Raw genomic sequence first — 25,573 nt, forward strand, 5'->3', positions numbered from 1 at the left:
GGTGCCGGGGACCGGGCCGGGCTCGAATCGAACAGTTTGGTAACCGGCACGGCGATTTCGGCCGAACACGTTGACAACGCACCCCGTTTGCGCCGACAGTGGAACTGTTCATATGAAAGACGGTTTCGAAAAAGGTTTTTGTAACCTCCGTGTCTCTGTGATGACAACGTGTTTCAGGCGACGGCGGGTACGGGCAGGGGAGCGGGCATGGCAGTCGGTGACCAGGAGGCGAAGCGCGTCAGGGCTGACGCCGTCCTCGCCGCGGTGCGCGCCGCCAGTCCGGACCCCAGCACTGTTCGGGAACTCGTCGCCACGACGGGGTTGTCGAGACCGACAGTGATCTCGTTGCTCGCGAGCCTGGACCGGTGCGGGGTCGTGAGGCGGTCCGACCTCACGGCTGAGAACGGTGTGGGACGACCGGCGTCCAGCTGGGAGATCAACCCGCAGGCGGGGATCGTCGTGGCGGCAGACATCCTGGTCACCTCGGCCCTCATCGTCGTGGCGGCGGTCGACGGGGAGATTCTGCAGGCACGAACGGTCTCCCTCGACCGGCAGGAACGTGAGGCCAGGCTGGACGAGGTGACGGAGGCCATCTCGACGATGGTGAGCCAGTCTGAGCCTGAGCACGGTGACCTGCGCCAGATCGGGATCTCGACCACCGGCATCATCGACGGGGATGGCGCTATCCAGCGCAGCGATCTCGTCCCGCAGTGGAACGGGTTGGCGCTGGGCGCGGAGCTGTCCGCCCGCCTCGGCGCCCCGGCCTTCGTCGACAACGACATCAACCTGGCGGCTTACGGAGAGTTCGTGACGCGTCGTCAGAGCGGCACGATTCGAGCCGACGGCGATCTCCTGATGGTGCACATGACCCGTGGTTTCAACACCGGCCTGGTGCTGGGCGGGCGAGTGCATCAGGGCAGGCAGTGGAATGCCGGCGAGGTCAGTGACGTCCTCGGCCAACCGTACGACCAGTTCGACAGCCCCAGCCAGGAATGGGTCAATCAGTGTGCCGTGGTGATCGGCACGGCTGCCGCCGTCATCGACCCGGATCTCATCGTCGTCACGGGCCCCACTCCCAACTCCCTGCCCGGAGTCCGCCGGGTTCTCGCCCGAGTCATCAGCAACCGACCCGCCGACGCGCCGCCGCTGGTCGCCGAGGTGTCCCGGCTCGGCTGGGGAGCGTCGGTCACCGGAGCTCTCGGGATGGCCCTGCGTGAGGCCCTCCGCGGCCTGCTCGGCGTCCCTGACCCCAATCCGGTCGAGTTACGTCATTTCGGCCTCGTCACATCCGAACTTCAGAAGGGATCCCACACCACTATGTCGACATCCACCCCTGCACCACTGCACAGCGACACCCTGCGGGTCGGGGTGGTCGGTGTCGGTGCCCGGTCCAGGCTCGCCCTCAACACGGAGCTGGCCGAGAACAACGGCGTCATCACCGCCGTGGCCGAGCCCCATCACCTGGCCCGGCAACGGATCGCCGACCGGCTGCACAAGGATCCCGATGAGGTGTCCATCAGCCCGGATGTCGAGGGACTGATCAGTGCCGGCGTGGACGTCGCCTTCGTCACCTCTCCCGACGACACCCATGCCGATGTCACCTGTGCGCTGCTGGAGGCCGGCATCCCGGTCTACCTCGAGAAGCCACTGGCCATCACGATGGAGTCGGCCACCCGGGTGCTGACGACCGCCTTCCAGACCGGCACCAAGCTCTACGTCGGCCACAACATGCGTCACATGAACGTGGTCCGTTCGATGCGGGACCTGATCCGTACCGGTCGGATCGGTGAGGTCAAGGCCATCTGGTGCCGCCACTTCGTCGGCAACGGCGGGGACTACTACTTCAAGGACTGGCACGCCACCCGTGAGCACGGCACCGGCCTGCTGCTCCAGAAGGCCGCCCATGACATCGACGTGATGCACTGGTTCGCCGACTCGCACACCACCGACGTGGTGGCGATGGGCGGGCTCACCCTCTACGACCAGGTCACCGACCGGCGCTCCCACTCCGATGAGCTCATGGGGGACTGGTTCTCCCACGACAACTGGCCGCCACTGTCCCAGAAGGGGCTCAACCCGGTCATCGACGTGGAGGACGTCTCGATGATGCTCATGCACATGGAGTCGGGCGTCTACGCCTCCTACGAGCAGTGCCACTACACACCCGACTACTGGCGCAACTACACCGTCATCGGTACCGAGGGTCGCATCGAGAACTTCGGTGACGGGGAGGGCGGCCTGATCCGGCTGTGGAACAGGCGCACCGAGTACAACGGCGACGGTGATGAGCAGTTCCCCATCATCGGGGACGCCAACGGCCACGGTGACGCCGACGTGCTCACGGTCTCCGAGTTCATCCGGTTCGTGCGTACCGGCGCGCACACCGACACCTCCCCACTGGGCGCCTGGTACGCGGTAGCGGCCGGCATCCAGGCCACAGACTCGCTGCGGAACGGCTCCGTGCCGCGGCGGATCCCATCGCTTCCCGATGAGATCGTCACGTACTTCCTCAACAACCAGGTCAAGTGACCACAGGAGAATCTAGGAGAAGACCATGAAGAGGCGTAGTTTCCTCACCGGAGCGGCCGCACTGGCCGCAATGGCCGTGGCCGGCTGTGGGTCCAAGGAGAGCTCGAGCTCCTCGGCCCCAGCCACGATCGACCCCGACACGACCGCCAACCTGACGCTGGCCTACTGGGACAAGAACCAGACGGGCACCGTGACGGCCAATATCAAGAGCTTCAACGAGAAGTATCCCAAGGTCAAGGTGACCACCAACCTGACCGCCTACGCGGACTACTGGACCAAGCTCAAGACCCAGGCCCAGGGCAATGAGATGCCCGACGTGCTGTGGATGAACGGCCCGCACATCCAGCTCTACGCCTCCAACGGAATGCTGGCCTCGCTGGACGGTCTCACCTCCCAGGGCATCGGCTGGGGCAACTACCCCAAGGCCCTGGTGGATCTGTACTCCTTCGACGGCACGCACTTCGGTATCCCGAAGGACTTCGACACCATCGGGGTGTTCTACAACAAGGACATCTTCAAGGCAGCCGGCGTCGCGGAGCCCAAGGCCGGCTGGACCTGGGACGACTTCCACCAGAAGGCGAAGGCGATCTCCGACTGGGGCAAGTCCAAGGGAGTCTGGGGCTGTGCGGCCGCCTTCAACAGTGACGCCCAGTCCACCTACTACAACACCATTCCGCAGGCCGATGGCTTCGTCATCAAGGATGGTAAGTCCGGCTATGACGACCCGAAGACCATCGCCGGTCTGCAGTGCTGGACCGACTGGATCAAGGACGGGTCGGTGGCGCCCTCCAAGGTCGCCACCTCAACTCCTCCGGACCAGATGTTCGAGAACGGCAAGTGTGCGATGTTCTGGGGCGGGGACTGGATGGCCTCCCAGCTGGCCACCGATCTGAAGGGCAAGGAGGAGACCTTCCAGGTCGTCGAGCTGCCCAAGGGTGCCAAGCAGGCCACCGTCATCCATGGCCTCGGCTGGTCAGTCGCTGAGAAGTCGGCCAACAAGGCCGCCGCCCTGGCCCTGGCCGCGCACATGGGATCTGAGGCGGCCCAGACGATGGAGGCCAAGAACGGCACGGCCATCCCGGCCTTCAACGGCACCCAGGACGCCTGGGTCAAGACCTATCCGCAGTGGGACATGCAGCTGTTCGTCGACGCCGCCAGCGACTATGCCGTTCCCTACCCGGTGAGCAAGAACACCGCCGTGTGGGCTGACAAGGAGCCGGACTACCTCACTCCGGCCTTCAGCGGAACGACCCCGGTGCCGACCGCCGCCAAGAATCTGGCCGACTTCATGAATGCCGCGCTGGCCAAGGAGAAGTGATGACTGAAGTTGGTGCTCGGGACGGCCGTGCCGTCCCGAGCCCCGGCTCCGCCAGCCCCAGTGGCCGGCGTCGCCGGGGCTCGCCGACAAGTGTCGGTGCCTGGCCGGTGGCATTCATCGGGCTGCTCATGCTGGGTGTGGCGGTCTTCTACTACTGGCCCATCGTCAAGAACCTCATCACCTCCTTCCAGCAGACCAACGCCTTCGGCGGTGACCCGCAGTTCGTCGGGTTCGACAACTACACCGCACTGTTCCAGGACCCGGGTCTGGGGCGCGCGATCGTCAACACCGTGCTGTACACCGTGATCCTGCTGCTGGGAGTTCCGCTCTCGGTCGCCATCTCGGCAATGATCGAGCTCAAGGGACTGCGGTTCAAGGGCCTGTACCGGACCGTTTACTTCATGCCTTATCTGGCGATGCCGATGGCCGTGGCACAGGTCTGGAAGATTCTGTACAACGGCGATTTCGGACTCATCAACCAGGTGCTCAAAGGACTGAGGGTGAGCAATCCGCCGTACTGGCTGGTGACACCCTGGCTGGCGCTGATCTCGGTGTCGGTCTTCGGCCTGTGGTGTGCCATCGGGTTCAATGTCATCATCCTGTCCAGCGGTCTCAAGAGCATCCCGGTGGAGCTCTACGAGGCGGCCTCGATTGACGGCGCCACCGGCCTCAAGCAGTTTCGATGGATCACTGTTCCGCTGCTGACACCGTCCATCTTCTTCCTCACCATCATGACGACGATCGGCGGGTTCCAGCTCTTCGACGCGATCTACGCGATGATCTCGCGAGGCAATCCGGTCGAACCGCAGACCCGATCACTGGTGAGGCTGTTCTACCAACAGGCTTTCGTCGACAGCAATCAGGGCGGTGGCGCGGCTATCGCGATCGTCATCCTGGCAATGGTGGCGGTGGTCACCGTCATTCAGTTCATCGGCCAGAAGAAGTGGGTGAATTATGTCTGACTTCACCACCGCCGAGATAGCGAGGATGGCCAGCAAGCAAGGCCATACCTCGCAGCGGCGGTTCATCCCGGTGCACGTCCTGCTCATTCTCGGGGGCCTGTGCATGGTCTTCCCGTTCGTCTACCAGATCCTCATGTCGCTGTCGACGAACTCGCAGATCCAAGCGGTGCCGCCACGGCTCATCCCGAAGAGCTGGGAGTGGGGCAATTACGCGAGCGTGTTCTCCAAGTTGCCCTTCATGCACCAGTTCTGGGTGTCAATCGAGATCACCGTGATGCGCACCGTGGTCCAGCTGGTGCTGTGCTCGATGGCCGGCTATGCCTTCGCCCGGATGAGGTTCAAGGGCCGCGGCGTCCTGTTCGGACTGCTGCTGGCCATTCTGATGGTTCCCGGTCAGTCCTATCTCATCGGCCAGTACCAGGTGGTCCAGAGTCTTGGCCTGCTGGAGACACCTTGGGGAATCGTGCTTCCCGGCTTCTTCTCGGCCTTCGGTGTCTTCCTGATGCGTCAGGGATTCATGAGCCTGCCGGTCGAGCTCGAGGAGGCTGCCAGATTGGATGGCTGCAATCCTTGGCAGACGTTCTGGCGGGTGATGTTCCCGTTGGTGACGCCGAGCCTGTTCGCGGTGGCGATCACCACGGTGCTGTGGTCCTGGAACGATCTGTTGTGGCCTCTGGTGGTCACCACTCGTGAGGAGTCGATGCCCTTGAGCGTCGGCATCGCCACTCTGGCCGGACAGCACGCCAGCGATTATGCGCTCATGATGGCCGCCTCAACGATGGCCATGGCGCCGATCTTCATCCTCTTCTTCAGCATGCAGAAGCGGGTCATCGAGGGGCTGGCAACCTCCGGACTCAAGGGTTGAGGTACTGGCGACGGGTATCGTCGGTCACATGGATCGCCCCACCGACGAGCAGCTGGACCCCTGTCAGCAGGGGTCCGAAGAGCGCGTCGCAGACGCCTACGACGAGTCTGAGTCCGGTGTGACAGCCGTCCAGAATCCCGAGGAGGAGCCCTGGTGGCAGGACTCCGGGATGCCCTGGCACCAGAAGCCCACCAGAACCGACTACTGGTGCATGGGCTGGATCGGCGTCGTCGCCGTGTTCGGGATGGCGATGATCCCCCTCAAGGGATGGCTTCTCGGGCTGAGCCCGGACGTGATGATGGGCGTCTCCGGATCGCGGATCGGTGCGGCCGCGACCGGCGCGATGGTCTCGGTGGGGAAGTCGCCGCACTGGATCGCCTGGCTGGTGCTCGGCTCGCTGGTCTCTATCAAGCTCGACTGGGTCTACTGGTGGGCCGGCAAGCTGTGGGGGCGCGGCATGATCGAGGTCTGGGCCGGCAGCTCGGAGCGCGCCAGGAAGCGCTACGACCGGATGGAGAAATGGGCCGGCAAGCTCGGCTGGCTGGGGATCCTGATCGCCTACGCGCCGATCCCGCTACCGCTGATGCCGGTCGTCTTCGTGCTCTCCGGGGCCTCCGGGATGAAGCTACGCAGCTTCATGATCCTCAACTTCATCGCGGCCACGGCGTGGAACCTGGGGTTCATCGCCGCCGGATACGCGGTCGGCGACCCGATCGTCAACCTGTTGCAGGGATACGGGAAGATCGTCAACTACGTCACTGTCGCGTTGCTGATCGCCGTCCTGGTGCCGGGGTTCCTGAGGGTCGGCAGGAAGTCCGCGCGCTGAGCCGGCTCCGGGAGGCGGCGTCAGTCCTGTTCCATCGCCGTGCGATATCCCCTCTCGACCTTGCTGTCGAAAGCCACCAGCACGATCCGGGTGACGACATCGGGGCGGGCCTGCTGACAGGTCTCCACGGCGATCCTGGTCGCCGGCTCGACCGGGTAGCCGTAGACCCCGGCCGAGATGCAGGGGAAGGCGATGCTGTAGGCACCCAGCTCGTCGGCGACCGCGATGCTGTTGCGGTAGCAGGCCGCCAGCTGACCGTCCTGGAGCCCCGATCCGTCCCATACCGGGCCGACGGTGTGGATCACCCATTTGGCCGGCAGGTTGCCTGCCGAGGTGGCCACCGCCGCCCCGATCGGCAGTCCTGAGCGGTATCGCGTCTGGCGGATCGCGCGGCACTCGATGTCCAGGATCGGCCCGGCTGCGCGGTGAATGGCACCGTCCACCCCGCCGCCCCCGGACAGCGCGGAGTTGGCGGCGTTGACGATGGCGTCGACCTTGAGTGTCGTGATGTCGGTTCGAAGGATCTCCACGCTGGCCATGTGCGCATTCTCGCGCACGCAGCCGTGGGTGTCAGCCCCTCGCTGATGACTCAGACTCCGCGGATCGCCTTGGCCGGCGGCCGGTCACCGCGGATCGAGGCCACCATGTCGGCCACCCGCCTGGTCGCCTGGACATCGTGGGCGCGGATCACGGTGGCCCCCAGCCAGGTCGCCACCGCCACCGAGGCCAGCGTTCCCTCCAGTCGGTCGTCGACCGGAAGGTCCAGCGTCTCCCCGACGAAGTCCTTGCGGGAGGCGGCCACCAGCACCGGGAAGCCCAGCGCCACGAACCGGTCGGTGGCGCGCAGGCAGGCCAGCGAGTCGGTCGTCGTCTTGCCGAAGTCGAGGGTCGGGTCGACGATGATCCGCTCGGCGGGGATCCCGATCGACAGATCGTGTGCGGCACTGCGGGTCAGCTCGGCCAGGGCGTCCGTCACCACTCCGTGCTCGTAGTGGACGTGATGCGGATCGGTGCGCGGCGGCAGCCCGCCGGTGTGCGAGACGACGTGGCCGGCCTCCAGCTCGGCCGCCACGGCGGCCAGCTCAGGGTCGGCACCCGCCCAGGTGTCGTTGACGACGTCGATCCAGTCCTGGCAGGCACGCGCCACCGCGGAGCGCCAGGTGTCCAGACTGAGCAGGACCTCGGGATGCTCGGCGCGGGCCTTCTCCAGGAAGGGCGCCACCCGTGCGATCTCCTCCTCGGGGGAGACAGCGGGGCCGTCCTGACCGGCTCTTACACCTCCGACGTCGACGATGTCGGCGCCTTGGCCGGCCACCTCGTCCAGGCGGCGCAGGGCGTCGTCCAGGGTGTGGCGGGCCGGGGTGTAGAAGGAGTCGGGGGTGCGGTTGATGACTGCCATCAGCGCCGGATGGGATGCGTCGAAGCGTCGTTCACGCAGGATCAGCGCAGTTGGCTGATGTGATGTCGAGTCTGGGCCCAGCACGTTGCTCAGGCTACGCCCGCGGTGCCGGTCCAGGTGCGGGTGATGACCTCACCATTGCCCAGCTCCAGGGTGAAGTCGCACTCGCGGTGGGTGCGTCCGTCCAGCACGGCGATGAGGACCCGCAGGGCATCGCCGTGCCCCACGACGACGACCTGGGCCGGTGGGTGGCCGTGGTCACACAACGCCAGGTCGGCGAGGAATGAGCGGCTGCGGGCAGCGACCTCGGCCAGCGACTCCCCGCCGCCCCAGCCCACATCGGCGATGTCGATGCCCTCGGGCGCCGGTTCGGGGGTGAGCTGATCGGGGGTCAGGCCCTCCATGGCTCCCAGGTCCTGTTCCCGGAGGCGGGGATCGGGACGGATCGCCGAGCCCAGAGCAGCGGCGATCGGCGCGGCGGTCTGGAGGGCGCGCTCCTGGTCGCTGGAGAACACCGGGGTGCCGGGGGCCACCAGGCCGGCGACGCGGCCGGCGGCCTGGTGGGCCTGCTGCTGCCCCAGGCCGCTGAGCGGAACGTCCATCCGCTGGCCCTGCAGACGATGCTCCAGGTTCCAGGTGGACTGGCCGTGACGGACCAGCACGATGAGGGTCACGGGCGAGAGGCTACCTGCCGGCCCGGAGTCACTGGACCTCCCTGCGCAGGGTGAGAGTCGTGCCGACGACTGCCGCCTGGCTCACGGGTTCCTCCTCAAGGACACTGCGCCCGACCGGAGGATCGAGATGACTCGGTCTGTGGCGGTACACCCTCTCGCCGACCGTCCTCGGGCGGGTGATCGCCACCTCCGAGCTCCCGGATCCGGGACAGGAATGAACCCGGTCAGGGGCGGACCGCCGGCTGGATTATCCAGAGGCCGGTCGGTATGTGGCCGATTTCGGGCGCACTGCGTGGTGGGTCGCCCCGAAGTCGGTCGGGGCCGGGCCGCGGACTGGATTATCCAGAGGCCGGTCGATATATGGCCGATTCCGGGGCAGCTCCCGGCCGCGGCACCTTGGTAGGTTGACGCCATGGCGTTCACCCCACATCGCAGACTCGGAGCCGGACTGCTGGCCAGGGGGGCCGGGATCGCGCTGGGGATCCTCGCCGACCGCCTCATCGCCGATCCACAACGTCACCACCCGGTCGCCTGTTTCGGGTCGATGGCCGATGCCCTCCAGAGGCGGGTCTGGGCCGACTCGGTGCCGCGCGGCGCCATCTACTGCGCCGCCTGCCTGAGCCCACTGGCGGTCCTGGGGATCGCCGCAGACCGGGCCACCCGCGACCACCCGGTGGCCCGCACGCTGAGCACCGCAGCCGCGACCTGGGCCGTCGTCGGCGCCACCTCGCTGGCTCGTGAGGGGGACACGATGGCCTCTCGGCTGGCCGCCAAGGACCTCGCCGGCGCCCGCAGCCAGCTCTCCCACCTGTGCGGACGCGACCCCAGCTCGCTGGACGAGCCGGAACTGGCCCGCGCCACCGTCGAGTCGATGGCCGAGAACACCGCCGACGCCGCGGTCGCCTCCATCTTCTGGGGTGCACTGGCCGGCCTCCCCGGAATGCTGGTGCACCGTGGCGCCAACACCCTGGATGCCATGGTCGGCCACCACAACGACCGATTCGAGCACTTCGGCCGGGTTCCGGCGCGGCTGGACGACCTCCTCGACCTCGCCCCGGCCCGGATCACCGGGGTGCTGGCCTGCCTGCTGGCCCCGATGATCGACGGGGACCGGCGACGCAGCCTGTTCGTGATGGCCCGCGACCACTCCCACCACCCCAGCCCCAACGGCGGCTGGTGCGAGTCCGCCTGGGCCGGTGCCCTCGGCGTCACCCTGGGCGGGCGCAACCTCTACTACGGCTCCCGGGTCGAACACCGCCCGCTGCTCGGGGACGGCCCGAGGCCGACCGCCGGCAAGGTCGGTGATGCCGCCCGACTGGTCCAGGCAGTCACCTTCGCCGCCACCGGGATCGCCGCGGGCAGCCTGGCGGTCGCCGGTCATCTGCTGTTCTACGGCGGGGTGATCCCGCACCGAGCGGCCCCCTCCGGGGCCACCCGGTGCCAGCGGTCGGCGGCCCGGAGGGAGGCGGCGCGATGACTGGAATCCTCATCGCCGGAACCTCCTCGGACGCCGGGAAGTCACTGGTGGTCACCGCCCTGTGCCGGGCGGCGGCCCGCCGGGGAATCGACGTGGCCCCCTTCAAGGCCCAGAACATGTCTAACAACTCGATGGTCTGCGCCGACGGCGCCGAGATCGGTCGGGCGCAGTATCTCCAGGCCCAGGCGGCCGGCGTCGAGCCCACCTCGGCGATGAACCCGGTGCTGCTGAAACCCGGCACCGACCGACGGTCCTTCGTGGTGCTGCGCGGCCACCCCGGCGGCTCCCTGGAGGCCGGGGAGTACACCACCGGCCGGCGTCATCTCGCAGAGGCCGCCTTCGCCGCCTATGACGAGCTGTCCGCCGCCCACCAGCTGGTGGTCTGCGAGGGGGCCGGCTCCCCGGCCGAGATCAACCTGCGCCGGGGGGACTACGTCAACCTGGGCCTGGCGGAGGCCAAGAACCTGCCGATGGTGCTGGTCGGAGACATCGACCGCGGCGGGGTGCTGGCCTCCATCTACGGCACCTGGGCGCTGCTCGACGACCACGACCGCTCCCATCTGGCCGGCTACCTCATCAACAAGTTCCGTGGCGACGAGGCCGTGCTGAGCCCCGGCCTCGAGGAGATCACCCGCCGCAGCGGACTGCCCTGCCTCGGCGTGCTGCCCTGGGTCGACGGCGTCTGGCTGGACGGGGAGGATGCCCTGGAGGTGGGCCGCTGGCGCCACGAGGGAGAGTCCACCGAGCCGAACGCACTGCGGGTGGCGGTGGTCCGGCTGCCGCGGATCTCCAATGCGACCGATGTCGACGCGCTGGCCGGGGAGCCCGGCGTCGATGTCCAGGTCAGTGTCAACCCGGCCACCTGCGCTCAGGCCGATGTCGTGGTGCTGCCCGGATCCCGGGCCACCGTCTCCGATCTCGAGTGGCTGCGCTCCACCGGCATCGCTGCGGTGATCGCCGACCGGGCCGCTGCCGGGCGCACCGTGGTCGGTATCTGCGGCGGCTACCAGATGCTGTCGCAGCTCATCGTCGACCCCGAGGGTGAGGAGGCCGCTCCCGGATCGCGGATCGAGGGGCTCGGGCTGCTGCCGGTGGAGGTGAACTTCGCCGCCGACAAGGTGACCACTCTGTCCCAGGGGTCCTGGCGCGATATCCCGGTGGGCGGCTATGAGATCCATCACGGCTGCTGCACGGTCCTCCCGCAGAGCCGCGACCAGGTCGAGCCCTTCCTGGACGGCTGCCGGGTCGGATCGGTCTGGGGGACGATGTGGCACGGCGCCTTCGAGTGCGACGCCTTCCGCCGCGCCTGGCTGGAGCAGGCCGCCGCCGAGGCCGGCATCGACTGGCACGCCGATCATGCGGCCACCGGCTACCAGGCGCGCCGGGGCCAGATGATCGACACCCTGGCCGACGCCCTGGAGGCTCATGTCGATGTCGGCGGACTGCTGGATCTGGCGCGCTGACCAGGCCAAGGCGCCCGCTCCGCACCTCCCCATCGCACCGGTTCGAGGCTGCTGAACCGCGGGAACCGTCCCCGGCACCGGCATCGACGTCCACCCACAGGGCCTGGACAGCCGCAGCCCCAGCCGATGTGGGAGACTGGGCCCGCGTCCATCGACGAGGAATCCGGTGAGAGTCCGGAGCGGTCCCGCCACTGTGACCCTGGGAAGGGCAGCCAGACACTCCGATGCCACGCAGCGAGCACAGTTCGGGCGAGAGACCTGAGGAGGCCGGCATGAGCCATGCCACCCACCCTGCACACAGCCTGGTCGGCGTCGGGGTGGGACCCGGCGACCCCGAGCTCGTCACCCTCAAGGCGGTGCGAGTCCTCAGCCACGCCGATGTCGTCCTGGTGCCGGCCACCGAGGCCTCCGCGGATGGCCCCGGCCGGGCCGAACAGATCGTGCGCGCAGCGTGTCCAACACTTCGCGGCGAGATCGTCAGGGTGCCCTTCTCGATGGCCCAGAAGCGCGGTGTCGGCCCCGCACGCATCGAGTCCTGGCAGGCATCGGCCGACGCCGCCATCGCGGCCTTCCAGGCGGGCGCGGGCACCGTGGCACTGGCCACCGTCGGGGATCCCGGCGTCTTCTCCACCTTCAGCTACCTGCGCGGCAGCGTCGAGGAGCGGATGCCCGGGGTGCGGGTGAGCCTGGTGCCCGGCATCACCGCTATGCAGGCGCTGGCCGCGGCCGCCACCACCCCGCTGGTCGAGGGCCACGAGATCCTCGCCCTGGTGCCCGCCACCGTCGGCCCCGAGGCCCTCGGGCAGGTCCTCGACCTGGCCGACTCGGTGACTGTCTACAAGGGCGGGCGCACCCTCCCGGCGGTCCTCGACCAGATCCGCAGCCGAGGCCGTGACGCCGTGCTGGGCACCGACGTCTCGCTGGACTCCGAGCAGCTGATCGGGCTGGAGGAGGTCGCTGAGGGGGCCACGCTGCCCTACTTCTCGACGGTGATGAGCGCCCCGGTCCGCACCATGACAGGAGGAAGCCTGTGAGTCAGAACGCAGCCGCCCGACAGGATACGGTCAGCCCGGAGAACGCAGCCGGCCGGCAGGACGCGACCAAGGGGGAGAGCAGGGGGCTCGTCGTCTTCGTGGGCGCCGGCCCGGGTGCCGCCGATCTGGTGAGTGTCCGAGGGGCTCGGATCATCGAGCAGGCCGACATCATCATCTGGGCCTCCAGTCTGGTCCACCCCGATATGGTCGCCCGGCACAAGCCCGGCGCCGAACTCATCGACTCGGCGATCATCCCTCTGGAGGGCCTGGAACCGCTCTATGCCCGGGCCCGCGACGAGGGCCTGCTGGTGGCCCGGGTGCACACCGGCGACCCCTCGATCTACGGCGCCACCGCCGAGCAGCGCGACCTGTGCCGGCGGGTCGGGATCGCCTTCGAGACCATTCCCGGTATCTCCGCCTTCTCGGCCGCCGCGGCCCGGATGGATGTCGAGATCACGGTTCCCGAGGTCTCCCAGTCACTCATCCTCACCCGGCTGGAGGGCGGCCGCACCCCGATGCCTGCCGGCGAGACCGTCGCCTCCTTCGCAGCCCATGGCGCGACCATGGCGATCTACCTGTCGGCGGCCCGCAACCGGGCGCTCCAGGAGGCTCTGCTGGCGGGCGGCTACCCGGGGGAGACGCCGTGCATCATCGGATACGCGGTGAGCTGGCCTGAGGAACGGATGTTCCGCTGCCCGCTGTCACAACTGTCGGAGACGATGCGCGCCCACAAACTGTGGAAGCACGCCGTGGTGCTGGTCGGTCCGGCACTGGCCGAGGGGCCGATCGCCACCCGCAGCCACCTCTACCATCCCGGATTCCGCCACGAGTACCGGCCGGCCGATCCGGCTGCGCAGGCCGATCTGGCGGCCCACGGCACCCGCGGCGTCCTCGACGAGGACTCCAGGACCGCCATCGACGACAAGGGAGAACGCGCATGATCCGGGTCCACGGCTACCTCGGCAACCTCACCGAGCAGATGAGGACGGACGTCGCCGACTCGGCCCTGGTGGTGGGCGGGCGGCGTCACCTCGACGCCCTGGGCGTTGCCGAGGACAGGCGCCAGGTGCTGGGCCTGATCGGCCCCGCCATCGAACGCATCCAGGCGCTGCCGCCCGAGGCGAGGGTCACCGTGATCGCCTCGGGGGACCCGATGTTCTTCGGGGTGGTCCGTCGGATGCGCCAGGCCGGCCTGAGGCCACAGGTCATCACCGCTCCCAGCTCCCTGCAGGCCGCCTTCGCCGCCGTCGCGCTGCCCTGGGACGACGCCCAACTGGTCTCCAGCCACACCGGCGGCATCGAGTCGGCGATCAGGATCGCCAGGATCCACCCCAAGGTCGGCATCCTCACCGCACCTGGCAAGGGCCTGCCGGAACTGGTGGCCGGCCTGGCCGGATACCACCGGTACTACGTCGTGGCAGAGCGGATCGGCGAGGCCGACCAGCGGATCCGCGTCCTCGACGAGGAGGCCGCCAGGGCCGTGGTGGCCGCCGAGGATCTCACCAGCCCCTACGTCGTGCTGGTGCTGGCCCACCATCCCGACGATCTCGCGGGGATCGGCGTCAGCCCCGAACTGGCCGGCGACGCCAACACGCCTCGGCCCGAGGACCCGACCCCGGGCTGTGACACCAATCCCGACGGCTCCGACCGGGCCCCGATCATCGGCCAGATCATCAACTCCGACGCCGCGGTCGCCCATGCCGAGGCCATCGACAAGGCCCTCGGTGTCATCACCAGGAAGTATCCCGGACCGGCCACCGCCGGCCTGGTCGAGGCCTGGGGTCAGTGCGACCTCATCGTCTCCCATCTGGCGCTGGGCGCCACCACCCGGATCATCGCCCCGATGCTGGCCTCCAAGAGGACCGACCCCGGGGTGGTCGTGGTCGACGAGGCCGGGCGTTTCGCCATCCCACTGGTGGGCGGGCACGTCGGCGGCGCCAACGGGCTGGCCCGCCGGATCTCCGAGGCCCTCGGCGGGACCGCCGTGGTCTCCACCGCCACCGACTCGCTCGGCGTCCCGGCCCTGGACCAGCTGGGCTGGGCCTACCGGGGGGATGTGGCAGGGGTCACCGGGGCGATCATCGCCGGCAGGCCGGTGGAGGTCGTGCGGGACTACCGCTGCCCACTTCCGCCACTTCCCGGCAACGTCGCCGAGGGTGCGGCCGACCCGGTCGCCCGGATCGTCGTCACCGACAGGTCGGAAGTGGCCGGCACCGAGCTGCCCACCGTCATCCTGCACCCCCGATCCCTGGTGGTCGGGATGGGCTGCAATGCCGGTACCGAGGTCGAGCCGCTGAGAGAGCTCCTGGCGGCCACCCTGGCCGAGGTCGGTCTGGCGCTGGAGTCGGTATCCGCCCTGCTCAGCCACGAGGTGAAGGCCGGGGAGCTCGGCCTCATCAAGCTCGCCCACCAGCTCGGTGTCGAGTACCGCACCTACCCGGCCGAGACGCTCGCCGACCAGGACGCCCCCAACCCCTCAGCGGTGGTCGCCCGACAGGTCGGCACCGCCAGCGTCTCGGAGGCCTCGGTGCTGGCCGCCGGGGCCGAGCTGCTCGTGCCCAAGCACAAGACGCCGGTCGCCACCTGCGCCATCGGCAGGATCCCGGCCCGCGGGCATCTGGCCATCGTGGGCCTGGGCCCCGGCTCCCGGGACCTGCTGGCTCCGCGCGCCGTCAAGGCCATTCAGGATGCCACCTTCGTGGCCGGATACGCCCCCTATGTGCGCCAGATCCGCGACCTGGTGCGCCCGGGGGCCGAGATCCTGGCCACCAGGATGGGTACCGAGGAGCAGCGCACCGAGGCGGCGATCGAGGCCGCCCGAGGTGGCAACAACGTGGCCTTCGTGTGCGGCGGCGACCCGGCGATCTATGCCATGGCGTCCCCCACCCTGGAGATGGGCACCGACGGCATCGACGTCCAGGTGATCCCCGGGATCACCGCCGAACTGGCGATCTCGGCCATTCTCGGAGCCCCGCTGGGACATGATCACGCCACCATCAGCCTGTCGGACCTGCACACCGACTGGGACCTCATCCTCAAGCGGGTGCGCGCCGCCGCCGAGGGGGATCTGGTGACCACCTTCTACAACCCGCGCTCGCGCACCCGGACCCACCAGCTGCCCGACGCTCTGGCGATCATGGCCGAGTACCGGCCGGCGTCCACCCCGGTGGCGATGGTCTCGCACGCCGAACGGCGGCAGCAGGAGATCGTCATGTCCACCCTGGCCGACTTCAGGCCGGAGTGGGTGGGGATGACGTCGATGGTGGTGGTCGGCTCCTCGACCACCCGGTACGTGACCTCCGGGGACGGCCGCCAACTGATGGTGACCCCGCGCGACTACCACTGGATGAACGGCGCGGTGAGCGCCCAGAAGCAGAAGAACTACTCCCATCGCGATCTGCCCAGGGCTGACGACGCCTCCTACCTGGGGCAGCGTTCCGCTCGGCAGGGTGCCGAGCAGACAGCTCGGCAGGGTGCCGAGCAGACAGCTCGGCAGGGTGCCGATGGCACCCAGCGCACCGATGCCGGCGGACCCGATCCCGAGCCGATGGATGTCGACCCCGGGGCCAGGCTGGCCCAGTCCCAGGAAGGACGATCATGACCGATCCCACCCCCGCCTCACCGGCTGGACCTCCGGCCGAGGATCTCACCTGCGGAGTGCCCCTGGTGATCGCAGCCCACGGCACCCGCGACCAGCACGGCGTGGCGACCTGCCGAGCCCTGGTGCGACGGATCAGGTCCAGACTGCCAGGGGTCCCGGTGGAGCTGGGCTTCGTCGAGCTGGCCGAGCCGCCGATCTCCCAGGCGGTGTCCGCCGCGATCGCTGCCGGCAGGTCTGCTGCCGGTGACCGGGAGCCCGAGGGCAGTGGCACCGGCGATGCGACTGACACCGGCAGCCCCGACGCAGGCGTCAGCCCCCAGGACTCCGCGGGCTCCGGCGCCCGCCGTGAGGGGCAGGCAGCGCCGGCGGCCGTCGTGGTCCCACTGATGATCAACACCGGGGGCCACGTCCAGCAGGACATTCCCGAGGCCATCGATGAGGGACGCGGTGACTCCCGGGTGATCTACTCCAGGCCCCTGCAGCCCGATCCCAGGCTGCGCCAGGCCCTGGTGCGGCGTCTCAACGAGGCGATGGCTCCGGCCGGGGAGCCGGCCTGGCAGGCCAGCGACACCGCCGCAGTGCTGGTGGGCCGGGGCGCCCTGTCGCCGGACGCGAACGCCGCCCACTACCAGCTGACCCGGCTGTTCTGGGAGGAGTCCGGACTCAACCGGGTCCAGCCGGCCTTCATCCAGGTGACCCGGCCCGCGTTGCCTGAGGCGCTGACTCTGCTGGCGGCCCAGGGGGCCAGCCAGATCGTGGTGGTGGGCAACTACCTGTTCCCGGGCCTGTTGCACCGCTGGATGGGCGAGCAGGTGGAGGCGTGGAACTCCGCCCGGCCCGACGTCGAGGTGCGGATCGCCGATGTCATCGGCGACTGCGACGAGTTGGCCGATGTGGTCGTCGACCGCTACCGGGAGCCGCTGGCCGAGGTCGGTCTGGGGGAGGGGGCGCCGGTCTACTTGAGCGGGCTGCGGCTGGCCGGCCGCGACGTGCTGGTGGTGGGCGCCGGGCACGTCGCCGAGCGGCGGGTGGTCAGGCTGCTGGACGCCGGAGCCAGGGTCCACGTGGTGGCGCCGAATACCGGGATCCAGCTGGGTCGGATGGTCCGCAAGAATCTGGTGGAACTGCGCCAGCGCGCGTTCAGGCCGTCGGATCTGGAGGGGATGTGGTTCGTCCAGGCGCTCACCAACGATCCCCAGGTCAACGCCGCGATCGCCGAGGAGGCCGAGAAGAGGCACCTCTTCTGCGTCCGCGGGGATGCCGGGCGGAAGGGATCGGCCTTCACCCCGGCCACCGAGCAGGCCGGCGGAATGACGGTGGCGGTGGTGGGCGATCGCACTCCGCGCAGGTCCGCAAGGGTTCGCGATGAGCTGCTGCGCGCCCTCCAGGGTTAGCGAGCAGGGGTCCGAGGCCGGGGCCATCGTAGGATCGGGCCTGTGATCTCGTTTGACCTGCACAGCCTCGGATTCGATGCCCCCTCTCTCGACGACCTGGTCGATCGGGCCCTGGACCAGGGCGCGGCCGGCGTCCAGAATGTGGCGGGGTTCGAGATCCTGGCCGCATACTCCGATCCGTCGGGGGCTCGGCTGGCCCTGCTGAAGCCCTTCGACGCGGACCTGGACACGATGGCCTCGTTGGTGAGCCCGACCACCCATCCGGCCGAGGTGTTCCGCTACCACGAGTCCCTGGCCCAGGTCGACATCCTGGCCCCGGGACGGGCCGGTGGCCTGTCGCGGACCGCACTGGACGGGACGGGGATCCTGTCGGGGGACGGGATCCTCAGTGGCCAGGCCGATCCCGAGCCGAGGCGGCTGGCACGGTTCCTGGCCAATACCGACGACCCGATCGAGTACCCGTTGTGTCCCGACCCCGGCGACGACAAGCCCAAGAGGATCGAGCACCTACGGGTCGGCGTGGTAGCCATCGACTTCCCCAAGATCTACGACTCCGAGGAGGCCTACGGCCGCTCGGAGGAGGGATCGATGGGCCAGGAGCTGTCCTTCTCGGCCGGTACCCTCATCTCCCCGTGGCTGCTGGAGATCAGCGCGGGGCGGGCCACCCGCTCCCAGGCCAGCGCCGCCGCCCAGATGACGATGGTCTGTCAGAAGGTGGAGCGGCGCACCAACCAGCTCACCGGCGTCGACTGGCTGCGGATCGTCGGGACCACCTCGGTGCCGATGACCCTGGCGCTGCCTGCCGATCTCCCTCATCCGCCACACGAGGGGTCGGTCGTCTCGGCGACCGTCACTCCGGTGGTCTCCTCGGGCTCCTGGGAGGGCGGCCGGCTCTGGAACTGAGCCGTCCGCGCCTGCTGGTGGTGGCTCGGGGCCCTCGCACCTGTGCCGATCCCGGCGCCAGCACCCCGGGGCGAGGGGCCGGCAGGTTATTGTGCCTGACGTGACCTCTCCCGTCCTGCCATCCGGTCCCACCGGCCATTTCCTGGACCAGGCGGGCCCCAGCCAGCCGGTGGTGGCGGCGATCCTCGGGGTGTCCTTCATCGTCGGCGGCCAGCTGCTGGTCTCCGCGCCGGCCCAGCTGCTGGGAGCCGAGAGATCACCGGCCGCCTCCTCGGTGCTGCTGCTGGCCTCGTTCATCCCGGTCTGGGTGCTGCTGTGGGCCTGGATGCGCTTCGTCGAGCACCGACCGTTGCGCCGAATCGGCCTGGACGGCCGCCGGAGCGATGTGCTGATCGGTATCGGAATCGCAGCGGGCATCCTGGCCGTCGACGCCGTGGTGATGGCGGCCACCGGGCAGCTGAGCTTCCACTGGGCGGGCCTCGGTGCTGCCGGGGTCAGTGGCGTCGCTGCGATTCTGGTGCTGTTCGCCATTCAGGGTTCCGCCGAGGAGGCCGTCGTCCGCGGGTTCGTGATGCAAGGGGTCGGCGCCGGCTGGGGGGTGTGGGCCGGCCTGCTGGTCCAGGCCGCGATCTTCGCGGTGCTGCACGGCTCCAATCCGGGGGTGACGCCGGTCGCACTGGCCAATGTCGCGGCCTTCGGCATCATGCTCGGTCTGCTGGTGCTGTGGCGCGGCGACCTGTGGGCGGCGATGGGATTCCATGCGGTCTGGAACTGGGCCCAGGCGATGGTGCTGGGCTACGACGTCTCCGGGCTGGGGTTCGGTTCCTCGATCCTCACCCAGCAGACTTCTGCCGGCGCAGCGGCCTCCCTCACCGGTGGCACTTTCGGGGCCGAGGGGTCGGTCATCACCCTGGCGGCTCTGATCCTGGTCATCGCCGCCCTGGGATGGGCCTGGCGGCGCTCGCTGGCAGTGCCCTCGGCCGGACCGCGACAGCAGTTGGGCGCGCCGCCCCACTGAGGCGCGCCGACCGGTCCACAATGACGGCATGGGATTGCTCGAGGTGATCTGTCGAGACCCGGATGATGCCCGTGCGGCCGAGGACGGCGGGGCCGACCGGGTGGAACTGCTGGGGTCCTTGGAGGACGGCGGGATGTCTCCCGAGCCTCAGGTCCTGGAGAGCACGGTGGCCGCCGTCGACATCCCGGTCCGTCCGATGGTGCGGCTGCGTGCCGGATTCACCACCGACGGCGGTGAGCTCAGCCACCTGCGCGGACTGGTGAAGAGCTACCTGGACTGCGGAGCCGATGGCATCGTGATGGGCTTCCTGGACGTCGACACCAATATCGACACCGCGATCATGGAACTGCTGGCCGGCACCCCACCGTGCCGCTGGACCTTCCACCGGGCCATCGACTCGGTACTCCAGCTCGACCAGGCCTGGTCGACCCTGCTCGTTCTTCCCGGCCTGGACCAGGTGCTGACCGCCGGCTCGCCTCGTGGCGTCGAGCACGGCCTGGACACCCTCATCGGCCTGGCGCACGAGATCCCCGAGGCGGCGGATCTCATCATGGCAGGCGGCGGGTTGGCTCCCGAGCACGTCCCCTGGCTGGTCCGGGCCGGTATCCGCGCCTTCCACATCGGGCGGCCCGCCCGGGCGCAGGGTTGCTACGACTCCGGAGTCGCGGCTGATCTGGTCCGATCCTGGCGGTTGCTCATCGACTCCCAGGCCCCTCGCTGACGAGGATCCCTCGCCGTCCGGCGTCGTCGACACCTGAGATCCAGGATCTCGGCGAGCAGCCGGGTCACCCCTCGTTGATCCGGTCCAGCTCCCCGCCGTCGACGATCCGGTAGGAGTACCCCTGCTCGGCCAGGAAGCGCTGGCGATGGGCGGCGAAGTCGGCATCCACCGTGTCGCGCGACACCACGGCGTAGAAACGCGCCGTCAGGCCGTGCTTGGGTCGCAGCAGACGTCCGAGCCGCTGGGCCTCCTCCTGTCGGGATCCGAAGGCCCCCGACACCTGGATCGCCACCTCGGCGGAGGGCAGGTCGATGGAGAAGTTCGCCACCTTGCTCACCACCAGCAGGTTGATCGTCCCGTCGCGGAACTCCTGGTAGATCGCCTGACGGCGCAGCGGCGTCGTCGCCCCTGTGATGATCTCGCAGTCCAGCTCGGTGGCCAGTTCCTCCAGCTGGTCGACGTACTGGCCGATCACCAGGGTCGGCTGGCCGCGATGACGCTCCACCAGGTCGCGCACCACGGCATTCTTGGAGGCCAGCGTGGAGGCCATCCGATAGCGCACGTCCGGTTCGGCCAGCGCGCAGGCCATCCGCTCGTCCTCGGTCGGGTTGACCCGGACCTCCACACAGTCGGCCGGGGCGATCCAGCCCTGGGCCTCGATCTCACGCCAGGGGGCGTCGTATCTCTTGGGGCCGATGAGCGAGAAGACGTCCTCCTCGTGGCCGTCCTCGCGCACCAGGGTCGCAGTCAGCCCCAGACGCCGCCGGGCCTGCAGGTCGGCGGTCATCCGGAACACCGGGGCCGGCAGCAGGTGCACCTCGTCGTAGATCACCAGACCCCAGTCACGGGCCTCGAAGAGCTCCAGATGGGGGTGGACGCCGTGCCGCTTGGTGGTGATCACCTGGTAGGTGGCGATGGTCACCGGGCGCACCTCCTTGCGCGACCCCGAGTACTCGCCGATCTCATCGGCGGTCAGCGAGGTGCGCTTGATGAGCTCGTCCTTCCACTGACGTGCCGAGACGGTATTGGTCACCAGGATCAGCGTGGTGCACTTGGCCAGCGACATGGCGGTCGCCCCGACCACCGTCTTGCCGGCACCGCAGGGCAGTACCACCACCCCGGAACCCCCGGCCCAGAAGGATTCGGCCGCCATCTTCTGGTAGGGCCGGAGCTGCCAGCCATCCTCGACCAGGTCGATATCGTGCTGCTCGCCGTCGACATAGCCGGCCAGATCCTCGGCCGGCCAGCCGAGCTTCAGCAGCGCCTGCTTGAGGGTGCCGCGCTGGGAGGGGTGCACGATCGCGGTCTCGGCGTCGATCTGGTCGCCGACCAGGCCTCGCACGGACTTGGCGCGCAGCACCTCGGTGAGCACCGCCTTGTCGGTGGAGACCAGCACCAGTCCCTGGGTCGGATGCTTCTCGATCCTCAGCCGACCGTAGCGGCTCATCGTCTCGGTGACATCGACCAGCAGGGAGGAGGCCACCGGGAACCGGGAGTATCGCATCAGGACGTCGACGACCTGCTCGGCGTCATGACCGGCGGCCATCGCATTCCACAGCCCCAAGGGGGTGAGCCGGTAGGTGTGGATGTGCTCGGGAGCGCGCTCCAGCTCCGCGAAGGGGGCAATGGCGTGGCGGCACTCGTCGGCCAGCGGGTGGTCGACCTCGAGCAGAAGTGTGCGATCGGACTGAACGATCAGGGGGCCTGGAGTCTGAGACATCGCTGTCCAGTATCCCCCCGCGCCAAGGCGGTGCCTACTGGGCTACTGGGCGGCGGCCCGTACCGCGCTCACCCGGGGCACCGGGATGATGACGACACCGCCACCGCCGCGGCGCACACAGCGCATCGCACCCTTGGCCACCGCCATCACCTTGATGGTGTCGGCAACCGTGGTCCCGTCGTCACGGACCCAGGTCACCTCGATCCAGGAGGCGTCGGCCTGCGCCCGGTGCAGCATCGCCAGCAGGTGGCGCGAGTCATTGAAGGTCGGCAGGCTCGACAGTGCCTCGGCCAGCTCCTTGGGGTCCGAGTGGGAGTTCGTGCCCGGGGCGGGTGTCCCGCCAGCACGACCGGTCGACCTCGCGCGCGGCGGGGCGGGGGTGTTGAAGATGTCGCCATGGGAGTCGCGGGCCACCGGGCTCAGTCCCAGCTCGCGCAGCTGGGCCAGCGCCACATCGGGGTCGGCCTGGGCGGCCAGCACCGTCGGTGCCACCTTCCGCAGACCGAGTTCCTCGGCGGCGGGGGATCTCAGCAGGGTCTCCAACAGGCTCGGATCATCCACCTCGAGGATCGCCCCGGCGGCCGCCACCGACACCCTCCCGTGATCCCGCACCACATCGTCGAGCAGCACCAGAAGCCCCTGCGGCACCTCCGACATCGAGTGGTCGTGCCACCACTGGCGCACCCGGTCGCCGGTCCAGCCGACGTCCAGAGCGCGCCGCAGGCTGGAATGGGTGAACCGGCGCACCCCGGCCACCCCGGTGGACTCCCGGTCGGCCAGCAGGGCCAGATCTGCGGCCAGCCCCGGAGTGAGCGGGCCCGGCGCCACTGCCGTCAGATCGGACTGCAGGATGATGGCCTGCTGGCGGGCCGGCATCCCCGGATCCTCGAGGGCGTCCACCAGATCCGAGCGCCCCGACAGTGCCGTGAGGCCCAGGATCTGACACTCCTCGAGGGTGGCGCGCAGCACCGGTGCGGCTTCTGGAACCGGCCATCGGGGATGACGCCATGCGATCCGGGCGATCACCAGTTCCGGGTCGACCGGGGTTCCCGGCTCGGCGGTGGCCAGCTCGGAGAGCACCTGCTGGCGCCAGGCCCGGGCGGTGGCGGGTGCCGGAGCCTCCAGGGTGTTCGACAGCTCGCCGGGAGTCTGGGGGATGGCCAGCCATCCGGCCCGAAGGGCCAGCCACTGGGACCACAGCTCGTCCTGGCGCCACTTGTCGGCGGTGGTGGTCGGCAGCCAGCCGCGGCCGTCTGCGGAGATCAGCCCGGCCGAGGCGGCCAGCACCAGGTACAGCCAGCCGGCGTCCCCCCGTGCCACTCTGGTCAGTGCACGGGTGGCGTCGCGTTTGGCGATGCCGCCCGAGGACAGTCGGGCGGGGTTGATGGTCTCCACCGCCTCCAGCAGGGCCGACATCGCCGAGATCGCCTCCAGAGCGGTTCCCAGCGCGGCGGAGTTGGTGCGGGCGGCCGGACGCGGTGCCGGCCAGGCCGGTGGCGCCGCCGGTACCGGGGTCTCGAAGAGCCTGCCACCGCGTAGCAGCAGGGAGACCTCGCGGGGCAGCACGACCGTCTCGTTGTCGACCGGGCGCAGCAGCCGGTGGGCCAGTGCCAGGTCGATGGGGGAGGTCGCGGTCTCGAGGCTGACCGGACGGCGGGCGTGGGGGACGTGACCCGATGGGGTCCACATCAGCCGGCGCAGCACCGGCAGCACGGTGGGTCCGGCGGCCTCCAGACGCTCGCGGATCTCAGCCTTGGTCAGCGGCTGTGCGGACACGGGGGCCAGTCCTGACGGGTTGGGGCCCAGCACGGTGGCAGCGGCACCGACCAGATGGAGGGAACCCTCCTCGGGCAGCACCACGGCCAGGTCGACCAGGTGGGCGACGGCGTCGTCCAGATCCTGGCGGGTCGGCAGGGAGATCTCGGCTGCCGAGGTCGGCTCGGTGCCCGGCTGGTCGTCGGAGGATGCCGGCTGCTCGGCGTCCGAGCCCGGCAGCGGAGCGATGGGCGGGTCGATGAGGTGGCTGGCGAGATCCTCCACCGAGTCGTCCCCCAGGGCCGCGATCGCCAGCACCACTCGGTACTGCCAGCTGTCCAGACCGTCCAGGGCGGCGCGCACCGAGGCCTGGGTGGACGCCCTCTCGGCCATCTCGGTGAGGGATCGTGGAGCCGGGCTGGCCAGATCAGGGCGCAGGGTGAGCAGCCGGGTCATCGCATCGGTGTCCATGCTGCGGATCACCGATGCCAGCGTGAGGGTCATCGTTGTGGGCCTCGAGGGTTCTGCCAGTTCTGAGGGGGCCGACCGTTCTGGCCGGCAGGGTTCTGGCCGGTCCAGGGGTCCTGGCCATGGTCACTGCTCTGGCGATTCTGGGGGTTCTGAGGCGGGCGGCCGGGCCCGGTGCCCTGGCCGGCCCGGCTCCTGGGTGCAGGGGTGAGGGTCCGGTCGATGATGAGGAATGAGGCGGCCAGCAGCCCCAGGTTGGCCATCCAGGCGGCCCAACTCAGTTGGGCCCATCCACCGCGGGTGGGGCTCCCGATCACGCTGATGATCAGCACCAGTCCGGTGGCGATGCCATAGGCCCTCATCAACCGGTGGCGCGCCAACGGATGACGCCAGGTGAAGTACCAGCCGGCCAGCAGGGCCGGGACCGACACCCAGGCGCCCAGGCATCCGGTCACCATGCTGGCCACCAGCCCCCAGCCCAGGCCCCGGCACATCGTCCCCAGGGACTTGGCGCCCGGTGTGGTGGGCAGCTGGCCGAACACTGCGGAGGGAGTGGCCGTGTCGAAACGGATGCCGCCCGGCGGGACTGTCGCCGGCTTTGTTGCCGGGGGTGCCCAGTCACTGGTGCGTGCGGTGCTGCCCGCAGCCCAGATCGGCGATCCGGCGGTGTCCCGGACCGCATCCGAGGGTTGCCCGGCCGAGGGGAGCTGGCCCTCGGGGTAGGCCCGTGTCCCGGCTGAACGGCCGGCAGGCCCCTCGGAGGTGAGGATCGGCCGGTGGGGGTCCGTGTGGCGACCGTGGAGCTCCTGGGACATCGACGCCCAATGGCTCATCGACTCAGGGGAGCTGAACGGGATCCTGGGATCCCGTTCAGTCTCGACCCGGGGAGCCAGGGACTCCAGGGGAGGCTGCTGAGTCGAACGCTGATAGGTCGTCGGCGGCTGTGCCGGGACAGGCTGCTGGTCGGCGATCACCCGGTCGGGTCCGGCGCTGCCCCTCGGTGTGGAGAGGCCCTCTAGCGGAGCGGCATCCGGCATCGCGAAGGCCAGCGGCGGGGCCACCGCTCCCACCACGTCCGGCTGTCGTCGCCTGGTTGAGATCGCCACCCCTGCCGATGCCGGCGATCCGGCCACCAGCGGGAGGCCGCCGGGCGCGGGCGAGTCGGGAGTCGATCCGGCCCTGTTCGTCACACTCGCCCTGGTCATCACGTCACCATCTTAGGGATGACGCCGTCGGCAGTGCTGCGGCTGATCGGTCGGAGACCACGCATCGCCGTCGCGCTGTGCCCGGCGCCGCGGCTGATGGATCACTGATCGCTCAGTCAAATGTTCAAAACGCGCATCGCAGCTGCGCGGATCACTCACGAAGATGTCACCTCGAGACCTCGGCCCATAATCTGCGATAGCAGCTTGGAAGGGCGCGCACGCCATTGTCGCCACGCGTCAT

Annotated in this window: 20 protein-coding genes and 1 riboswitch; of the genes, 14 read left to right on the forward strand and 6 right to left on the reverse strand. The window is 69.3% G+C overall.

The genetic code is table 11. The features are described 5' to 3' along the window. Positions 1-207: 207 nt before the first annotated feature. From G554_RS0102035 to G554_RS0102055, 5 genes are read left to right on the forward strand one after another with little or no spacing between them, the layout of a single operon-like run. Positions 208-2,529: an ROK family protein gene (locus G554_RS0102035; protein ID WP_027586602.1), complete on the forward strand. Its 2,322-nt coding sequence runs from the start codon at positions 208-210 to the stop codon at positions 2,527-2,529. A gap of 25 nt (positions 2,530-2,554) precedes the next feature. After that, a complete protein-coding gene (locus G554_RS0102040) occupies positions 2,555-3,847 on the forward strand; it encodes an ABC transporter substrate-binding protein (protein WP_027586603.1) in 1,293 nt (430 codons plus the stop codon). Then, positions 3,847-4,809, forward strand: a complete 963-nt coding sequence (locus G554_RS0102045; RefSeq protein WP_027586604.1) for a carbohydrate ABC transporter permease — start codon at positions 3,847-3,849, stop codon at positions 4,807-4,809. Before G554_RS0102040 ends, G554_RS0102045 begins: the two co-directional genes overlap by 1 nt. A 25-nt stretch (positions 4,810-4,834) precedes the next feature. Continuing rightward, positions 4,835-5,674 (forward strand): carbohydrate ABC transporter permease, encoded by an 840-nt coding sequence (locus tag G554_RS0102050; RefSeq protein WP_373887127.1) that lies wholly within the window; start codon positions 4,835-4,837, stop codon positions 5,672-5,674. A gap of 28 nt (positions 5,675-5,702) precedes the next feature. Next, a complete protein-coding gene (locus G554_RS0102055; protein WP_051232190.1) occupies positions 5,703-6,500 on the forward strand; it encodes a DedA family protein in 798 nt (265 codons plus the stop codon). A gap of 20 nt (positions 6,501-6,520) precedes the next feature. On the opposite strand, the gene G554_RS0102060 is transcribed toward G554_RS0102055, so the two are convergent. The 3 genes from G554_RS0102060 to G554_RS0102070 form a co-directional block, all read right to left on the reverse strand. Continuing rightward, complete coding sequence (locus G554_RS0102060; protein WP_027586607.1) at positions 6,521-7,039, reverse strand: O-acetyl-ADP-ribose deacetylase; 519 nt, start codon at positions 7,037-7,039, stop codon at positions 6,521-6,523. A gap of 50 nt (positions 7,040-7,089) precedes the next feature. Further along, positions 7,090-7,899 carry a dihydropteroate synthase gene (gene folP, locus G554_RS0102065; RefSeq protein ID WP_084648232.1) on the reverse strand — a complete coding sequence of 270 codons (810 nt, stop codon included), beginning with the start codon at positions 7,897-7,899 and terminating at the stop codon, positions 7,090-7,092. A gap of 89 nt (positions 7,900-7,988) precedes the next feature. After that, positions 7,989-8,573 (reverse strand): histidine phosphatase family protein, encoded by a 585-nt coding sequence (locus G554_RS0102070; RefSeq protein WP_027586609.1) that lies wholly within the window; start codon positions 8,571-8,573, stop codon positions 7,989-7,991. A 412-nt stretch (positions 8,574-8,985) separates the two neighbouring features. On the opposite strand from G554_RS0102070, the gene G554_RS14145 reads away from it, so the two are divergent. The 9 genes from G554_RS14145 (at position 8,986) to G554_RS0102120 (ending at position 20,184) form a co-directional block, all read left to right on the forward strand. After that, positions 8,986-10,050, forward strand: coding sequence for a cobalamin biosynthesis protein (locus G554_RS14145; RefSeq protein ID WP_084648233.1), 1,065 nt, complete (start codon positions 8,986-8,988; stop codon positions 10,048-10,050). Continuing rightward, positions 10,047-11,513, forward strand: a complete 1,467-nt coding sequence (locus G554_RS0102085) for a cobyric acid synthase (RefSeq protein ID WP_027586610.1) — start codon at positions 10,047-10,049, stop codon at positions 11,511-11,513. The genes G554_RS14145 and G554_RS0102085 overlap by 4 nt, the downstream gene beginning before the upstream one ends. 156 nt (positions 11,514-11,669) lie before the next feature. Further along, positions 11,670-11,735, forward strand: a riboswitch (cobalamin riboswitch). A gap of 50 nt (positions 11,736-11,785) precedes the next feature. Continuing rightward, on the forward strand, positions 11,786-12,547 hold the full coding sequence (cobI, locus tag G554_RS0102090; RefSeq protein WP_027586611.1) for a precorrin-2 C(20)-methyltransferase: 762 nt from the start codon (positions 11,786-11,788) through the stop codon (positions 12,545-12,547). A 98-nt stretch (positions 12,548-12,645) separates the two neighbouring features. Beyond that, positions 12,646-13,488, forward strand: coding sequence for a precorrin-4 C(11)-methyltransferase (gene cobM / locus G554_RS14150; protein WP_036924181.1), 843 nt, complete (start codon positions 12,646-12,648; stop codon positions 13,486-13,488). Next, a complete protein-coding gene (cobJ, locus tag G554_RS14155; protein WP_084648234.1) occupies positions 13,485-16,148 on the forward strand; it encodes a precorrin-3B C(17)-methyltransferase in 2,664 nt (887 codons plus the stop codon). Before cobM ends, cobJ begins: the two co-directional genes overlap by 4 nt. Then, positions 16,145-17,542, forward strand: a complete 1,398-nt coding sequence (locus G554_RS0102105; protein WP_051232194.1) for a CbiX/SirB N-terminal domain-containing protein — start codon at positions 16,145-16,147, stop codon at positions 17,540-17,542. Before cobJ ends, G554_RS0102105 begins: the two co-directional genes overlap by 4 nt. 42 nt (positions 17,543-17,584) lie before the next feature. Continuing rightward, positions 17,585-18,445 (forward strand): hypothetical protein, encoded by an 861-nt coding sequence (locus G554_RS0102110; protein ID WP_027586613.1) that lies wholly within the window; start codon positions 17,585-17,587, stop codon positions 18,443-18,445. A gap of 100 nt (positions 18,446-18,545) precedes the next feature. After that, the gene (locus G554_RS14160; protein WP_245569915.1) at positions 18,546-19,463 is read left to right on the forward strand and encodes a CPBP family intramembrane glutamic endopeptidase; all 918 of its coding nucleotides are present in this window, start codon (positions 18,546-18,548) and stop codon (positions 19,461-19,463) included. A 28-nt stretch (positions 19,464-19,491) separates the two neighbouring features. Continuing rightward, positions 19,492-20,184 (forward strand): copper homeostasis protein CutC, encoded by a 693-nt coding sequence (locus G554_RS0102120; RefSeq protein WP_027586614.1) that lies wholly within the window; start codon positions 19,492-19,494, stop codon positions 20,182-20,184. Positions 20,185-20,248: 64 nt separating this feature from the next. On the opposite strand, the gene G554_RS0102125 is transcribed toward G554_RS0102120, so the two are convergent. Genes G554_RS0102125 through G554_RS17515 form a run of 3 tightly spaced genes read right to left on the reverse strand, consistent with a single transcriptional unit; the run spans position 20,249 to position 25,332 of the window. Beyond that, positions 20,249-21,904 (reverse strand): DNA repair helicase XPB, encoded by a 1,656-nt coding sequence (locus tag G554_RS0102125; RefSeq protein ID WP_027586615.1) that lies wholly within the window; start codon positions 21,902-21,904, stop codon positions 20,249-20,251. A 42-nt stretch (positions 21,905-21,946) separates the two neighbouring features. Further along, positions 21,947-24,163 carry a helicase-associated domain-containing protein gene (locus G554_RS0102130; protein ID WP_027586616.1) on the reverse strand — a complete coding sequence of 739 codons (2,217 nt, stop codon included), beginning with the start codon at positions 24,161-24,163 and terminating at the stop codon, positions 21,947-21,949. After that, positions 24,160-25,332, reverse strand: a complete 1,173-nt coding sequence (locus G554_RS17515) for a hypothetical protein (protein WP_154654141.1) — start codon at positions 25,330-25,332, stop codon at positions 24,160-24,162. The genes G554_RS0102130 and G554_RS17515 overlap by 4 nt, the downstream gene beginning before the upstream one ends. Between the last annotated feature and the right edge of the window lie 241 nt (positions 25,333-25,573).

This window comes from Acidipropionibacterium thoenii DSM 20276, assembly GCF_000423445.1.
GTDB classification, from domain to species: Bacteria; Actinomycetota; Actinomycetes; order Propionibacteriales; family Propionibacteriaceae; genus Acidipropionibacterium; species Acidipropionibacterium thoenii.

What these genes read in the sequence shown, in the direction of transcription:
- G554_RS0102035 (WP_027586602.1), top strand. Translation starts at nt 208, where the DNA reads ATGGCAGTCGGTGACCAGGAGGCGAAGCGCGTCAGGGCTGACGCCGTC.
- G554_RS0102040 (WP_027586603.1), top strand. Translation starts at nt 2,555, where the DNA reads ATGAAGAGGCGTAGTTTCCTCACCGGAGCGGCCGCACTGGCCGCAATG.
- G554_RS0102045 (WP_027586604.1), top strand. Translation starts at nt 3,847, where the DNA reads ATGACTGAAGTTGGTGCTCGGGACGGCCGTGCCGTCCCGAGCCCCGGC.
- G554_RS0102050 (WP_373887127.1), top strand. Translation starts at nt 4,835, where the DNA reads ATGGCCAGCAAGCAAGGCCATACCTCGCAGCGGCGGTTCATCCCGGTG.
- G554_RS0102055 (WP_051232190.1), top strand. Translation starts at nt 5,703, where the DNA reads ATGGATCGCCCCACCGACGAGCAGCTGGACCCCTGTCAGCAGGGGTCC.
- G554_RS0102060 (WP_027586607.1), bottom strand. Translation starts at nt 7,039, where the DNA reads ATGGCCAGCGTGGAGATCCTTCGAACCGACATCACGACACTCAAGGTC.
- folP (WP_084648232.1), bottom strand. Translation starts at nt 7,899, where the DNA reads ATGGCAGTCATCAACCGCACCCCCGACTCCTTCTACACCCCGGCCCGC.
- G554_RS14145 (WP_084648233.1), top strand. Translation starts at nt 8,986, where the DNA reads ATGGCGTTCACCCCACATCGCAGACTCGGAGCCGGACTGCTGGCCAGG.
- G554_RS0102085 (WP_027586610.1), top strand. Translation starts at nt 10,047, where the DNA reads ATGACTGGAATCCTCATCGCCGGAACCTCCTCGGACGCCGGGAAGTCA.
- cobI (WP_027586611.1), top strand. Translation starts at nt 11,786, where the DNA reads ATGAGCCATGCCACCCACCCTGCACACAGCCTGGTCGGCGTCGGGGTG.
- cobJ (WP_084648234.1), top strand. Translation starts at nt 13,485, where the DNA reads ATGATCCGGGTCCACGGCTACCTCGGCAACCTCACCGAGCAGATGAGG.
- G554_RS0102105 (WP_051232194.1), top strand. Translation starts at nt 16,145, where the DNA reads ATGACCGATCCCACCCCCGCCTCACCGGCTGGACCTCCGGCCGAGGAT.
- G554_RS0102120 (WP_027586614.1), top strand. Translation starts at nt 19,492, where the DNA reads ATGGGATTGCTCGAGGTGATCTGTCGAGACCCGGATGATGCCCGTGCG.
- G554_RS0102125 (WP_027586615.1), bottom strand. Translation starts at nt 21,904, where the DNA reads ATGTCTCAGACTCCAGGCCCCCTGATCGTTCAGTCCGATCGCACACTT.
- G554_RS0102130 (WP_027586616.1), bottom strand. Translation starts at nt 24,163, where the DNA reads ATGACCCTCACGCTGGCATCGGTGATCCGCAGCATGGACACCGATGCG.
- G554_RS17515 (WP_154654141.1), bottom strand. Translation starts at nt 25,332, where the DNA reads ATGACCAGGGCGAGTGTGACGAACAGGGCCGGATCGACTCCCGACTCG.